A 13,849-nucleotide genomic window follows, 5' to 3' on the forward strand; every position below is an offset into this window, starting at 1 on the left:
CCGGCCGGCTCCGTCGCCGGTCCGCCCGGCGCCCACCCCGCCGCCGTCCCCGGTGCGCCCGGCGGTCCCCGCGGCCGCCTCGGAGGTCCCGGCGGAAGCCACCCCGCCGTCCACGCCGGAGCAGCCCGAGACCGTCGGAACGGCCGCCCCGGAAACCGCCGGTGCCACGGAACCGGTTGCGGCCGGGCCGGAAGCCGTCGAGCCCCCCGAAGCCACCGACGTGCCCCGCCCGTCCTGGCCGCGTCCGGCCGAGCTCTACCTGGTCAGCCTGGTCGAAGGCGGCGAACCGAACGCCGAGGCCGCGTACCGGCTCGAGGAGCTGCAGCGCGAATACACCCACCCCGGTGAGAACGGCGAATCGCCGTTCCGGGTCGAGCTGCTCTGGGCCGACGACGGCCAGGGCCAGGATCCGCCGCGCACGCTCCGCCAGGGCGTGCACGTGATCCCCGTCTACAGCCAGAAGCAGGGCCGGCCCCTCGTCGGGTCGCGGATCGAGGCCCCCGGCCTGGTGCTGCAGGCGTACATCGACGAATTCGCGTACCCGCGCCGCACGTACTGCTACGTCCTGACCCGGCAGTCGGCCGCCAAACCGGCGTTCGGCGACCTTCGCAAGGCCCTCGCCGCGATCGGCGAGAAGCCGAACTTCCGGAACAGCTTCCAGGTCCCGCGGAAGATCGAAGCCCTGCTGGGCCTGTGGCCCGACCTGGGCTACGACCCCCGGTAGGGGGCGGCGTACGCCACTCCGGGAAGGGCAGCGCGCGAAAGTTGTCGGGGTCGGCGGATATCCTGCACTACGGTGCAGGCGAGTCCGCACCACCACCAGCACTTTCGCGAGCCACGATCCGGGAGAACGACCCTGTGACTGCCGAGACCTTGTACGGGGCCGACGACCTGACGCATCTCGAGGGTCTCGAAGCCGTCCGCAAACGACCCGGGATGTACATCGGTTCCACCGACAGCCGGGGCATCAACCACCTCTTCTCGGAGGTGGTGGACAACTCCACCGACGAGGGCGTCGCGGGCTACGCGACGAAGATCGTCGTCACGCTGCACGCCGACGGCAGCGTCCAGGTGGACGACGACGGCCGCGGCATCCCGACCGGCACCCACGCCAAGTCCGGTTTGTCCGGCGTCGAGCTGGTGCTGACGCGGCTGCACGCCGGCGGCAAGTTCGGCGGCTCCGGCTACAAGACCTCCGGCGGCCTGCACGGCGTCGGCGCTTCGGCGGTCAATGCGCTGTCGCACCGCTTCGACGTCACGGTGAAGCAGGACGGCAAGGTCCACCAGATGTCGTTCAAGCACGGCGTCCCCGGCACGTTCGACGCGCCGGGCCCGAAGGCGAAGTTCACCCGCCGGTCCGGGCTGAACGTCACCGGGAAGATGAAGCGCGGCGAGCGCAGCGGCACGTCGATCCGCTACTGGTACGACTCGCGCTACTTCGAGTCCGGCGCGGCGCTCGACGTCGAAGGCGTGCGGGCGAAGCTGCGCAACACCGCGTTCCTCGTCCCGGGCGTCACGTACGTGCTGCGCACGGCGATCGAAGACACGATCAACGAAGAGACGTTCCACTTCCCGCACGGCCTGGCCGACATGGTCGACTTCCTCACGCCGTCGGGCGAGAAGCCGGTCTGCGGCACGCTGCTGATCACCGGCGAAGGCACGTACAAGGAGAACGCGGCCGACGCCGCCGGCGTCATGCAGTCCAATGTGGAGCGCCACGCCGAGATCGAGGTGGCGCTGCGCTGGGGCACCGGTTACGAGCGCACGGTCGAGTGCTTCACCAACACGATCCGCAACGTCCACGGCGGCACCCACCGGCGTGGCTTCGACCGGGCGATGGCGAAGGCGTTGCAGGACGCGATCTCCAAGACCCGCGGGCTGCTCAAGCCCAAGGAGGACATGCCGACGATCGAGGACGTCCTCGAGGGCATGACCGCGGTGATCCACGTCCGGCTGCCGGAACCGCAGTTCACCTCGCAGACCAAGGACGAGCTGTCCACCGCCGGGATCACCCGCGTGCTGCAGGCCATCGTCGACAAGCACGTCAAGGCGTGGACCGAGGACCGCAAGACCAAGTCCGAGGCGAAGGTCGTGCTGCAGAAGGTGGTCGACGCCTCCCGCGTCCGGCTCACCCAGAAGCAGCAGAAGGACGCCGCCCGGCGCAAGACCGCGCTGGAAGGCGCGGCGATGCCGCCGAAGCTGGTCGACTGCCGCACCACCGGCGTCTCCCGCAGCGAGCTGTTCCTGGTCGAGGGCGACAGCGCGCTGGGGTCGGCGCGGATGGCGCGCGTGTCGGAGTACCAGGCGCTGCTGCCCCTGCGCGGCAAGATCCTGAACGTGCAGAAGGCGTCACTGGGTGACACGCTGAAGAACGCCGAGATCGCGTCGATCGTCCAGGTGCTGGGCGCGGGCACCGGCCGCACGTTCGACCTGACGACCATGCGCTACGGCCGGGTCATCCTGATGGCGGACGCGGATGTCGACGGTTCGCACATCCGCACGCTGCTGATCACGCTGTTCGCGAAGTACATGCGCCCGGTGATCGAGGACGGCCGGCTGTACGCGGCGATGCCGCCGTTGCACAAGCTCGTCACGAAGGGCCGCAACTCGGAGACGCACTTCACGTACACGCAGCAGGAGATGGAAACCAAGTACGCCGAGCTGGAGCGGGCGGGCAAGAGCATCGTCACGCCGGTGCCGCGGTTCAAGGGTCTCGGCGAGATGGACGCCGACGAGCTGTGGGAGACCACGATGAACCCGGCCACCCGCTCGGTCCGCCGGATCACCATGGACGACGCGGAAGCCGCCGAGAGCGCGCTGGAGCTGCTGATGGGCGAGAAGGTCGAGCCCCGGCGGAACTGGCTGGTCGCCTCTTCGGACCGCATCGACCGCGACGCCATCGACGCTTAATTTCGTAGCTACCAAGGAGTTCTGCCGTGGCACGCCGCAAGGGCACCACCACCAAGGTCGATCCCAGCGCGTTCGACTCCGCCGGGGCGCACGTCTTCGACAACTCGCTGAAGACCGAGATCGAAGACTCGTACCTGGAGTACGCGTATTCGGTCATCCACTCGCGCGCCCTCCCGGACGCGCGGGACGGGCTGAAGCCGGTGCACCGCCGGATCCTGTACTCGATGAACGAGAACGGCTACCGCCCGACGCACGCGTACGTGAAGTCGTCCCGCGTGGTCGGCGACGTCATGGGCAAGTACCACCCGCACGGCGACGTCGCGATCTACGACGCGATGGTCCGCCTGGCGCAGGACTTCTCCCTGAACGTCCCGCTGATCGACGGCCACGGCAACTTCGGTTCGCCCGACGACGGCCCGGCCGCCAGCCGGTACTGCCTGGTCGGCGACACCCGGATCCGCCTGGCCGACGGCTCGAGCCCGCGTATCGCCGATGTCGTCAACCTGCCCGCCGACTCGGAGGCGGATGCCGACTTCGAGGTCTTCGACAAGGACGGCAAGGCCGTCCAGGTCGACAAGGTCTTCAACTCCGGCGTGCACCCGACGGTCCGGATCACGACGAAGTCCGGCTTCTCCCTTCGGGGCAGCGAGAACCACCCGGTGCTGTGCCTCGAGGCGCCGATGGGTGTGCCGATGTTCCAGTGGAAGCAACTTGACGAGGTGAAGCCGGGCACGATCGTGTGCCTGGCTCGCAACGCGTGGAAGAACGTCGTCCCAACAGCTCGGGAGTACATGCTCGGCGTGCTGGCCGGCGCCTGGGTGTCCGAAGGCTTCGCCAGCGAGACCCGAGCGGGGTTCAACAACACCGACGCGCACTTCTTCGACGAAGTTCTCCATGCATATGACCAGGTCGTAGGAGGCAAGCGGTACGTCTCCGAGCGACAGACACGCCAAGACCGCAAGCTCATCCGAGAACTCGATGTTCAGGAATTCGCCGGCGGCATGAACGCCTTCCGGGCGAGCCCGCTCGGCGAGTTCATCGGCCACCGGGCGTCCGACAAGGTCGTCCCGGAGTTCGTCTGGACCGGCGGCGAGGGCACCAAGCGTGCCTTCCTGATGGCGGCCTTCGAAGGCGACGGCGGCTGCCGAACAGCCAAAGACGGCTTCACGATCCAATACACCACCTACAGCGAGCGGCTGGCCGCGGAGCTGCAGGAACTGCTCTCCGAGTTCGGCGTCATCGCCACCCACCGCAGCTACACGCGCACCAGCGGATCAGTCGAACACCGGCTGGTCGTCTCCGGGCTGCGCAACGTGCGTGCGTTCGCCGAGCGTGTCGGGTTCCTGAAGACCAAGCAGGCGAAGCTGCAGGAACTCGTGCAGCGGTCGGTCCTCCGCCCGCACCGGCTCAGCTCCGACCACGTCCCGTTCGTGGCGGACTACGTTCGCGGTGCGCTCGACTTCGATCGCCGGGGCAGCGGGCGCAAGTGGCTGACCCAGCACAACTTCGACCGGATGGAGCGCTGGGAGACCGAGCGGCTGCGGATCATCGACCGGATCAAGGACACCGAGGTCCTGGCCACGATCCTGCCGATCATGGACTCGGGCTACCGGTTCGAAGAGGTCACCGAGGCGGTCGCCGCGGCTCCGGCCGAAGTCTATTCCGTGCGCGTCACGACGGAAGACCACTCGTTCCTCGCCGGCGGTTTCGTGAACCACAACACCGAAGCCCGCATGTCGCCCGAGGCGATGCAGCTGGTCGGCGAGCTCGGTGAGGACACCGTCGACTTCCGGCCCAACTACGACGGTTCGCTCGAAGAGCCGTCCGTGCTGCCCGCCGCGTTCCCGAACCTGCTGGTCAACGGCACGTCCGGGATCGCGGTCGGGATGGCGACCAACATGATCCCGCACAACCTCGGCGAGGTCATCGCGGCGGCGCGGTGGCTGATCACGCACCCGACCGCCACGCTCGACAAGCTGATGGAGTTCGTCCCCGGCCCCGACCTGCCGACCGGCGGCAAGCTGCTGGGCCTCGACGAGGTGCGCCGCGCGTACGAGACCGGCCGCGGCGTGGTCCGGATGCGCGCGAACGTCGAAACCGGGCCCCTCGAAGGCAGCCGCGGGCGGCAGGCGATCACCGTCACCGAGCTGCCCTACGGCGTCGGCCCCGAGAAGGTGATCGAGAAGATCACCGACGAGGTCAACAAGTCCAAGCGGCTCACCGGCATCGCCGACGTCAAGGACCTCACCGACCGCGAGAACGGCACGCGGCTGGTCATCGAGTGCAAGGTCGGCGTCAACCCGCAGGCGCTGCTCGCGGACCTCTACCGGCTGACGCCGCTGGAGCAGTCGTTCGGCATCAACAACCTGGTGCTCGTCGACGGCCAGCCGCAGACGCTGGGCCTGAAGGAACTCCTCGAGGTCTTCCTGCGCCACCGCTACGAGGTCGTCACGCGGCGGACGAAGTACCGGCGTCGCAAGCGCGAAGAGCGGCTGCACCTGGTCGACGGCCTGCTGATCGCGCTGCTGAACATCGACAAGGTCATCCGGCTGATCCGCGAAAGCGAGAACGCTCAGGCCGCGAAGGACGGCCTGATGACGCGCTTCAAGCTGTCGGAGATCCAGGCGACGTACATCCTGGACACGCCGCTGCGCCGGCTCACCAAGTACGACCGGCTCGAGCTGGAGTCGGAGCAGGAGCGGCTGCGCGAGGAGATCGCCGAGCTGTCGAAGATCCTCGACGACGAGTCGGTGCTGAAGAAGCTCGTCTCGGCGGAGCTGGCGAAGATCGCGAAGGACTTCCCGACCGAGCGCCGCACGTCGCTGATCGACGGCGACCTCAAGGAGGTCCTGGCCGCGTCGAAGCCTTCGGGCCCGCTGGAGGTCACGGACGACCCGTGCCAGGTGATCCTGTCGGCGACCGGCCTGGTGGCCCGCACGGCGGCGGAGTCCGAGGAGTCGACGGAGACGCGCCGCCGCAACGGCCGCGTGAAGCACGACGCGGTGGCGGCCCTGGTCCACACGACCGCGCGCGGCCAGGTGCTGCTGGTGACCAGCCGCGGCCGCGCGTTCAAGACGGACGTGCTGCCGCTGCCGGTGCTGCCCGAGCAGGCGGGCACGGTCTCGCTGCGCGGCGGCATGGCGGCTCGCGAGCTGGTGCCCTTGGAGAAGGGCGAGACGGTGATCGGCATCGCGCCACTGGGCGAGCAGGCGGCGGGATCGCCGGGCCTGGCGCTGGGCACCCGGGCCGGCGTGGTGAAGATCTGTTCGCCGGAGTGGCCGGTCCGCTCGGACGAGTTCGAAGTGATCAGCCTGAAGGACGGCGACGAGGTCGTCGGCGCAACGTGGCTGAGGGACGGTTCGGAGACACTGGCGTTCGTGTCGTCGGAGGCGTCGCTGCTGAAGTACGCGGCATCCCTGGTCCGTCCGCAGGGCCTGAAGGGCGGCGGCATGGCGGGCATGAACGTGGGCGCGGGTTCGGTGGTGTTCTTCGGCGCGGTCCGCACGGACGACGACGAGCACGGCGAGCCCCTGGTGATCACGTCGACGGGTCAGAGCGTGAAGGTCACCCCGTTCAGCGAGTACCCGCCGAAGGGCCGCGCAACGGGCGGCGTCCGGGCCCAGCGTTTCCTCAAGGGCGAGACGGCGTTGCGAGTGGCCTGGATCGGCCCCCGCCCGGCAGGCGCAGCCCGCAACGGCGACCCGGTGGAACTCCCGGAGCTGGACGTCCGCCGCGACGGCTCGGGCCACGCCCACCCCGGCCCCGACGTGGTAGGCCACCTCATCGAGCGCGACTGACGGTCGTGAGTGTTTAGGCGAGTTAGAACTCGCCTAAACACTCACGACCTGCTAGGCGACCTTGAACGACTGAGCGGCGCTGCCGCTACAGGCCGCCTGGACCAGCTGCACACTGTCCGCAGTGGACGATCCCGGCACCGTCAGGCACTTGCCGCTGTGCTTGGCGACGAAGTGGTAGTACCCGCCGCCCTCGGACACCGGCTGCCACTGCTGGTTGCCGCCGCCGCTGTAGGACCACAGCTGCAGGCCCGCGTTGTCCGCTGTCGAGACGTCCGTGACGTCGATGACCTCCGCCGCGTTCGTGCGGTTGTTGATCCGGTCGTAGCCGCCGCTCGTCGGGGCGAACTGGTACTGCTGGGCCGTTGTGCCGTTGCACGTGTACTGCTGGATCACCGTGCCGTTCGCGCTGCCGGCCGCGCGGGCGTCGATGCACTTGCCGGACGCCTTGTTCGTCACCGCGTACCAGGCCGCCGGGTCGATCGTGCCCGGGTCGGTCGGGCCGGTCGAGCCGCCGCCGAGCCACTTCAGGCCGTCGAGCACGAACCGGTTCTGGTCGGCGCTCTCGAACGTCGACGACAGCGCCGTGTTCGTCTCGTAGTTCATCGCGTTGTGGCCGAAGTTCGCGTACAGCATCTTGTAGTTCTTGTTCGTCCACGCGATCGGGTAGTAGCCGCTGTACCAGGTCTGGTTCGGGTCGGTGCCGATCGGGAAGGTGGAGGAGTCCATCGACGCCAGGATGGTGATGTTGCCGTTCTGGCGCAGGTCGTTCTGCCAGGCGTACCACTCCGACGTCGACGACCGGATCGTCGCCGGCAGGTTCGCCGTCGACGGGTGGGTGCGGTTCTCGATCTTCAGCGTCTCCGGCGTCGGGCCCCACGTGTTCGAGGTGAACCGGCCGGTGCCGAGGAAGTCGTTGTGGAACCAGTTCGCGTACGACGGCGTCGAGCTGTCGTTGTAGGCGGTGACGTGGAAGCCGAAGAACCCGCCGCCGTTCTGCATGTAGGTCTGGAAGCCCTGGAACTGGGCGGCCGACTGCGGTTGGTCGTCGAGGAACAACACGACGTCGGCGGTGGCCTTGGTGAGGCTCGTGAGCCGGTTCCAGTCGGTCGTCGCGGTGTAGGTGAAGCCGTTGGCCGCCGCCTGCTGCGGGAACCAGACGTTGGCTTCCTTCTCGAAGCTGATGTGCGCGGCGTCGTACGTGCCGCTGTAGAAGGCCAGGACCTTGAACGGCGTCGCGGCCTGCACGGCCGGGGCACCGAGCGAAAGCCCCAGGCAGGCGGCGAAGAAGGCCAGGATTCTGACCAGGTGACGGCGGGGCATGCGGGTTCCTTCCGGTGGGGGACGGGGATCACCAGTGGCGCGAGTAGTGCAGGCCGTAGCCGAAGGGGAACAGCGCGGGTTTGCCGTCGCCGACGTTGATCGGCTGCTGGTCGGCGCTGCGCATCCAGGTCACCGGCAGCTTGCCGGTCGGGTTGTAGTCGCCGAAGAGGACGTCGGCCACGCCCTGGCCTTCGCTGCCCGGCAGCCACGACTCGACGAGCCCGGCCCAGTCCGGCAGCTGCGCGGCGATGTCCAGCGGGCGCCCGGACACCAGCACGACCACGGTCGGCACCCCGGCGTCCTTCAGCTTCTGCAGCGTGGCGAGGTCGGTGGCGTCCAGCCCCATCCCCTGCGGCCGGTCGCCCTTGCCTTCCGCGTACGGCGTCTCCCCCACGACCGCGACGGCGACGTCGTAGCTGCGGTCGATCCCCGTGCCGTCCTTGGCGTAGGTCACCTTGCCGGAGGTCGCGCGGATGCCCTGCAGGATGGTCGTGCCCGGGATGACGGGCCCGCTGGTGCCCTGCCAGCCGACCGTCCAGCCGCCGGACTGGTTGCCGATGTCGTCCGCGCTCTTGCCGGCCACGAAGATCTTCTCGTGCCGGGAAAGCGGCAGCACGTGGTTGTCGTTCTTCAGCAGCACCTGGGATTCCCGCACGGCCTGGCGCGCGAGGTCGCGGTGGGCCTTGCTGCCGATGGTGTTCAGGAACCGCCGGTCGGTCAGCGGGTGCTCGAACAGCCCGAGCTCGAACTTCTTGGTGAGGATGCGGCGGTTGGCGTCGTCGATGCGGGACATCGGCACGCGGCCCTGTTCCACCAGTGACCGCAGCGTGTCGATGAACTTCTGCCACTCGTAGGGCACCATCACCATGTCGATGCCCGCGTTGATGGCGGCCTCGACCTCTTCGGGCGTGAACCCGCTCTTGCCGTCGATCTTGTCGACGCCGTTGTAGTCCGAAACGACGATCCCGGTGAAGCCGAGTTCCTTCTTGAGGACGTCGTTGATCAGGTACGAGCCGGCGTGCATCTTGACGCCGTTCCAGCTGCTGTAGGAGATCATCACCGAGCCGACCCCGCGCTGGACGGCGGCCTTGAACGGCGGCAGGTGGATCGCCCGCAGTTCCGGTTCGCCGATCTCGGTGTTGCCCTCGTTGACGCCGCCGGTGGTGCCGCCGTCGCCGACGTAGTGCTTGGCGGTGGCCATGACCGAGCCGGGCCGGTCCAGCCGGTTCCCCTGCAGGCCGGTGATGATCGACGACATCTGCGTGGCGAGCTGCGGGACCTCGCCGAAGGACTCGTAGGTGCGGCCCCAGCGGTCGTTGCGGGCGACGCACAGGCAGGGCGCGAAGTCCCAGTCGATGCCGGTGCCGGAGACCTCTTCGGCGGTGGCGCGGCCGATCTTTTCGGCGAGCCGCGGATCGCGCGTCGCGCCGAGGCCGATGTTGTGCGGGAAGACGGTGGCGCCGTAGAGGCCGTTGTGCCCGTGAACGGCGTCGACACCGTAGATCAGCGGGATGCCCAACGGCGTGGCGAGCGCGGCTTTCTGGAAGCCGTCGTACATGTCGGCCCAGGTGACGGGACTGTTCGGGGTGGGCTGCGAGCTCCCGCCGGAGAGCAGCGAGCCGAGCCGCCCGGTGGTGACGTCCTGGGGCGACTTCACCCCGAGCCGTTCGGCCTGCATCATCTGGCCGAGCTTGTCGTCGAGGGACATCCGGGCGAGCAGATCGGCCACCCGGACCTTGACGGGCCGCCAGGAGTCCTTGTAGGCCGGGCCGTTCCCGGCGAGTGCCGGCGTTTCGGAGGCGAGCAGCAACCCCACGGCCAGCGCGCCGATGCCCAGCCTGCGTCCGAGGCGCATCCGGGTCCTCCTCGTCGAGAGACCAAAATTCACGCCTTGGATTAAGACACAGCGATACGCGGCTGGTCCAGACCTCTGAGCGAACTCGGGTGCCGGTCAGCGGGATTGCGCGTTCCGGCCAGGATCTGACCTATTTGGGTTCTACGGTGTCGGTATGACTCGCGAACACGAAGACCTCCTGGGCACGTTGGCCGAGGTCCGCAAGCGCTTGCTGATCCCGGCCCGGGAAGTTTCGGACGCCGACGCGGCCCGCCGGACAACGGTCAGCGACCTGACGCTGGGCGGCCTGATCCGCCACCTGGCCACGGGCGAGCGCCTGTGGCTGCAGATCCTCCGAACGGCCGACGGGTCGCTGCCGGAGGGCATGCTGGACACGGACCAGTACACGATGAGCGAGACGCTGCCCCACTGGCTGTCGGCTTACGAGGAGGCGGCGGCTTCAACGGACGAGTACGTGGCTGCGCTGCCGTCGCTGGACGTGGAGGTCCAGCTGCCGACGACACCGTGGTCACCCCCGGAACCCCAGTTCTGGTCGGCCCGCAGAATAGTCCTGCACCTGATCCACGAGACGGCCCAGCACGCAGGCCACGCGGACATCATCCGCGAGTCCCTGGACGGCGCGAACTCCACGGCCCAGCTGGCCTGACGCTGTGCACAACTCGGGTCCGACCCGGCTGAGACGGCCCGAAACTGTCGGTGCCCTCCGCTAGCGTGGAAAACGGGGGCTGCTCAGCGATCCGAGCGCAGCGAAGCCGGGTCGAAGGACTCCCAATACGCGTCCTCATCCTCAACACTCGCAGCAGGCTCCGGCGGCAGCGAAGCAGCACCCATCCGCAACTCCCGCTGCCGCTGGAACTCCGCCACCGTCATCCCCGGATCGTCATCCGCCGCCCGGGCCGGCGCCGGTACTCCCGTCATCTGCTCGATCATGAAAGTCATGTCCTCGCCCAGCAGCAGCGCAACCTTGTTGTACCCGTCCTGAGTGGCCTCGCGCATCGCCGCCTGGGCGATCTCCACCACCAGCGATCCCAAGCCCTCGCCCAAGTTCACCGCCGTCGGCGCCAGCCACAACCGCAGCAGCTTCCCGCGCGCGTCGACCGTCACCTCCACCTGCCCGTCGCGGTCGTGAGCCGTACCCGAGGCCGACGCGAGGAGCTCCTCCACCCGCGCCATCGCCTCTTCGCGCGCCCGGGCCTGGGCGATCAGCCGACGGGTCGTGATCACCGCTGCCCTCCGTACGAGTACGTCTCGGCGTCCGGGTCGTCGTCCGGGATCGGTTCGTAGCCCAGTGTTTCGAGCTGGGCACTGTCCACAACGGACGACAACGCGTGGTACATCCGGTCGCCCGCGCGGCGGGTCGCGCGCTGGGCCAGCTCGAAGATCCGGTCGGCGAGCACCGCCGATCCGTGCCGCAGCTCCGACCGATGGATCGACACCCCGGTCAGCAGCCCGCCCGGCGCCACCTGGACCTCGATGCCGCCGGACGACGCCTTGCCCACCACCGGGCCCGAGCGGGCCAGGCGCGCCGATACCTCCGCGCCCGCGCGCGATGCCTGTTCGGCGATCCGCGCGGAAGCCAGTTCGACGTCGAAGTCAGCCATGGAAATCACCCCGTGGGCCGGTAGAAACCGATGAACGACTGTCCCGCGTTCGTGGTGCGGATCTTGCTGACCTGCACGGGGTCACCGGCCTCGACCATCTGGCCGTCGCCGATCACCATCGCCACGTGACCGGACCAGACGACCAGGTCGCCCGGCAGCAACTGGTCGATCGAGGGCACCTCCGCCCCGACCGTCTGCTGCGCCGCCGTCCGCGGCAGCTGCAGGCCCGCGTCCTGGTACGACGTCATGGTCAGCCCGCTGCAGTCGAGGCCGACGCCCCGCGCGGTGCCACCCCACACGTACGGCACGCCGAGCTGCGAAAGCGCGTTGCGCACCGCCTTCGCCGCGGTCTCGTTCGGCGCCATGACCTGCTTGCCGCCGGGCAGGTTGATCGCGACGCCGGTGCCGGGCTGCGGCGGGATCGCCACCGGCAGCCGCGGCTTGTGCACGGCGCCGCCACCCCCGCCGCCGCCACCGCCCCCGCCGCCGCCGTCCGAGCCGCCGGAGTAGCCGCTGTTGCTGTTGAACGACGACCCGACCTTCGTCGAAGACGCCGAAGACGCCGACGTCGACTGATCCCCACCGCCGAGCCGGGTGCCGATCGCGGTCAGGTCGTTGATCGTCTGCTCGCTGAACGTCGCGGCCTGGCCGGTCAGCCGGCTGATCTTGGTCTGCAGCTTCATCAGGATGTCGCGCGACGCGGCGCCGCGGCTCTCCGGCGGCTGGATGGTCTTCACCGCTTCCAGCGCCTTCATCGACGCCGAGATCTCCTTGATGATCTGGTCGCGCACCTGGTCGTTCTTGATCTCGCCGACGTGCAGCGTCTCGGCCGCTTCGGCGACGGCCTTCTCGATCTCGGCGCTCTCGTCGAGGAGGTCCTGGACCTCTTTTTCCAGGCTCTGCGACGTCGCCGTGGCGCGATCGGCCGTGGCCCCCGAGCTGGCGGAGGCCAGCGAAACCCGCTGCTCGGACGCGACATCGCGGGTGCGGCCCACCGAGGTCCGCAGCGCCACGTGCGCGTCCCGCGCGCCGCCGATGGCGGCCGGGTCGTGACGCAGCTTCTGCGCGAACTGGTTCGTCGTGTCCAGGCCGTGCCGGACGAGCTGGTCGGTGTGCTCGGTCACGCGTCGCCCCCGAGCCGCCGGACGACGTCGCCGTGCTCGGCCTCGACCGCCGTGAAGTTGCGGTCGGTCTGCCGCGCGGCCGCTCCGACCTGCTGCCAGCTCCCGCCGACGTGGTGCATGCGCTCCTGCAGCGCGCGCATCCGCCCGCTGTAGGCCCCGGAGAACCCGGATTCGCCGCCCATCTCCGAGAAGCCGTGGCCGCCGAGCGTCACGTGCGGGCCGACGTGCTTCTCGGCCGCGCCTTTGACGTCTTCACCGAGCGGGTCGACTTCGCGCGCATACCGCGTGTACGCGCCTTCATCGACGCGAAACCCCGAACCGTCCACTGGCCCTCCCTGTCACCGGAGGTGCGACGTGCGCACGGCACCCCCGGTTCCCCTGGTGCGCGAGCCAGCCTAGTCGACGTTCCGTACCCGGGTGGGCGAATTGCCCCGGGTCAGCCGGTGACCTTCTTGAGCCAGTCCTGGTCCTGCCAGGAGACGATCGCGCCGTTCGCGGTGACCGTCGGCGTGCCGAACCCGCTCTGGCCGCCGCCGAAGTCCTGCACCAGCTTCGGGTCGGTCTCGATCTGCTGGAACGCGGCGTTGATCTGCTGGTCGTAGGTGCCTGCGTTGACGGTCTGGGCGAACGCCGGGTCGGTGATCCCGACGTTGCGGCCGAGCTCGATCAGCTGCGCCTTGTCGTACCCGCGCTTGCCCTCTTCGGGCTGGTTCGCGAACAGCGCGTCGTGGTACTGGAGGAACTTGCCGGCGTCGGCCGCGGCCAGCGCCGCGTTCGCCGAGTCCAGCGAGTAGCCGGGCGGGCTCGAGCGCTCGTTGAGCAGCGGCACCATGTGGTAGCGGACCTGCAGCTTGCCGTCGTTGACCGCCTGCTCGATCTCGCTCTTGTACGTCTTCTCGAACTGGCCGCAGATCGGGCAGAGGAAGTCGGCGTAGACGTCGATCGAGGCCTTGGCGCCGGTCTTGCCGACCGTGACGACCACGCCGTCACGCTTCTGGGTGACATCGCCCGTCAGTGCGCTCGTCGTCTTGCCGGGGTCGATCACCTGGCCCTCGGTCTTGTTCCGGTCCGCGATCGTCCAGATCACCCCGCCGATCACGAGCGCGGCCACGACGACCACCGCCCCGATCCCGATGATCCACTTCCGCCGGTCGCCGGTCCCCCTGGCCTGCGCCACCACGTTCGGACCGGCCTGCGCCGCCTGACGACGCTTCCGAGCGGTCCGCTCTGCTCCACCCACTG

General features: G+C 69.1%; 9 protein-coding genes and 4 pseudogenes. 6 read left to right on the forward strand and 7 right to left on the reverse strand.

Annotated features, from left to right (window positions below; all coding sequences use genetic code 11):
- The 5 genes and pseudogenes from ABZW17_RS42965 to ABZW17_RS42985 all read left to right on the forward strand — a co-directional run.
- Positions 1-724: pseudogene (locus ABZW17_RS42965) on the forward strand (hypothetical protein); the annotation flags it as partial.
- A 134-nt stretch (positions 725-858) separates the two neighbouring features.
- A complete protein-coding gene (locus ABZW17_RS42970) occupies positions 859-2,910 on the forward strand; it encodes a DNA topoisomerase IV subunit B (RefSeq protein ID WP_354827552.1) in 2,052 nt (683 codons plus the stop codon).
- 26 nt (positions 2,911-2,936) lie between these two features.
- Positions 2,937-3,344: pseudogene (locus tag ABZW17_RS42975) on the forward strand (DNA gyrase subunit A); the annotation flags it as partial.
- A 3-nt stretch (positions 3,345-3,347) separates the two neighbouring features.
- A pseudogene (locus tag ABZW17_RS42980) lies at positions 3,348-4,238 on the forward strand (LAGLIDADG family homing endonuclease); the annotation flags it as partial.
- A gap of 393 nt (positions 4,239-4,631) precedes the next feature.
- A pseudogene (locus tag ABZW17_RS42985) lies at positions 4,632-6,707 on the forward strand (DNA gyrase subunit A); the annotation flags it as partial.
- A 51-nt stretch (positions 6,708-6,758) separates the two neighbouring features.
- Here the strand turns inward: ABZW17_RS42985 and ABZW17_RS42990 are convergent.
- Both ABZW17_RS42990 and ABZW17_RS42995 read right to left on the reverse strand, forming a co-directional pair.
- Positions 6,759-8,027 carry a ThuA domain-containing protein gene (locus ABZW17_RS42990; RefSeq protein WP_354827555.1) on the reverse strand — a complete coding sequence of 423 codons (1,269 nt, stop codon included), beginning with the start codon at positions 8,025-8,027 and terminating at the stop codon, positions 6,759-6,761.
- Positions 8,028-8,055: 28 nt separating this feature from the next.
- Positions 8,056-9,882 (reverse strand): glycoside hydrolase family 3 N-terminal domain-containing protein, encoded by a 1,827-nt coding sequence (locus ABZW17_RS42995; RefSeq protein WP_354827558.1) that lies wholly within the window; start codon positions 9,880-9,882, stop codon positions 8,056-8,058.
- A gap of 154 nt (positions 9,883-10,036) precedes the next feature.
- Between ABZW17_RS42995 and ABZW17_RS43000 the strand changes: the two genes are divergently transcribed.
- Positions 10,037-10,528, forward strand: a complete 492-nt coding sequence (locus tag ABZW17_RS43000; protein ID WP_354827561.1) for a DUF664 domain-containing protein — start codon at positions 10,037-10,039, stop codon at positions 10,526-10,528.
- Between the two features lie 83 nt (positions 10,529-10,611).
- Here the strand turns inward: ABZW17_RS43000 and ABZW17_RS43005 are convergent, their stop codons facing one another.
- The 5 genes from ABZW17_RS43005 to ABZW17_RS43025 all read right to left on the reverse strand — a co-directional run bounded on the left by ABZW17_RS43005 (position 10,612) and on the right by ABZW17_RS43025 (position 13,787).
- On the reverse strand, positions 10,612-11,106 hold the full coding sequence (locus ABZW17_RS43005) for a YbaB/EbfC family nucleoid-associated protein (RefSeq protein ID WP_354827564.1): 495 nt from the start codon (positions 11,104-11,106) through the stop codon (positions 10,612-10,614).
- Positions 11,103-11,483: a YbaB/EbfC family DNA-binding protein gene (locus ABZW17_RS43010; protein WP_354827567.1), complete on the reverse strand. Its 381-nt coding sequence runs from the start codon at positions 11,481-11,483 to the stop codon at positions 11,103-11,105. Before ABZW17_RS43010 ends, ABZW17_RS43005 begins: the two co-directional genes overlap by 4 nt.
- 5 nt (positions 11,484-11,488) lie before the next feature.
- Positions 11,489-12,607 (reverse strand): NlpC/P60 family protein, encoded by a 1,119-nt coding sequence (locus tag ABZW17_RS43015; protein WP_354827570.1) that lies wholly within the window; start codon positions 12,605-12,607, stop codon positions 11,489-11,491.
- Positions 12,604-12,933, reverse strand: coding sequence for a hypothetical protein (locus ABZW17_RS43020; RefSeq protein ID WP_354827573.1), 330 nt, complete (start codon positions 12,931-12,933; stop codon positions 12,604-12,606). The genes ABZW17_RS43015 and ABZW17_RS43020 overlap by 4 nt, the downstream gene beginning before the upstream one ends.
- A gap of 110 nt (positions 12,934-13,043) precedes the next feature.
- Positions 13,044-13,787 carry a thioredoxin domain-containing protein gene (locus ABZW17_RS43025; RefSeq protein WP_354827621.1) on the reverse strand — a complete coding sequence of 248 codons (744 nt, stop codon included), beginning with the start codon at positions 13,785-13,787 and terminating at the stop codon, positions 13,044-13,046.
- Between the last annotated feature and the right edge of the window lie 62 nt (positions 13,788-13,849).

The sequence above is a fragment of the Amycolatopsis sp. NPDC004625 genome (assembly GCF_040609695.1).
Taxonomy (GTDB): Bacteria; Actinomycetota; Actinomycetes; order Mycobacteriales; family Pseudonocardiaceae; genus Amycolatopsis.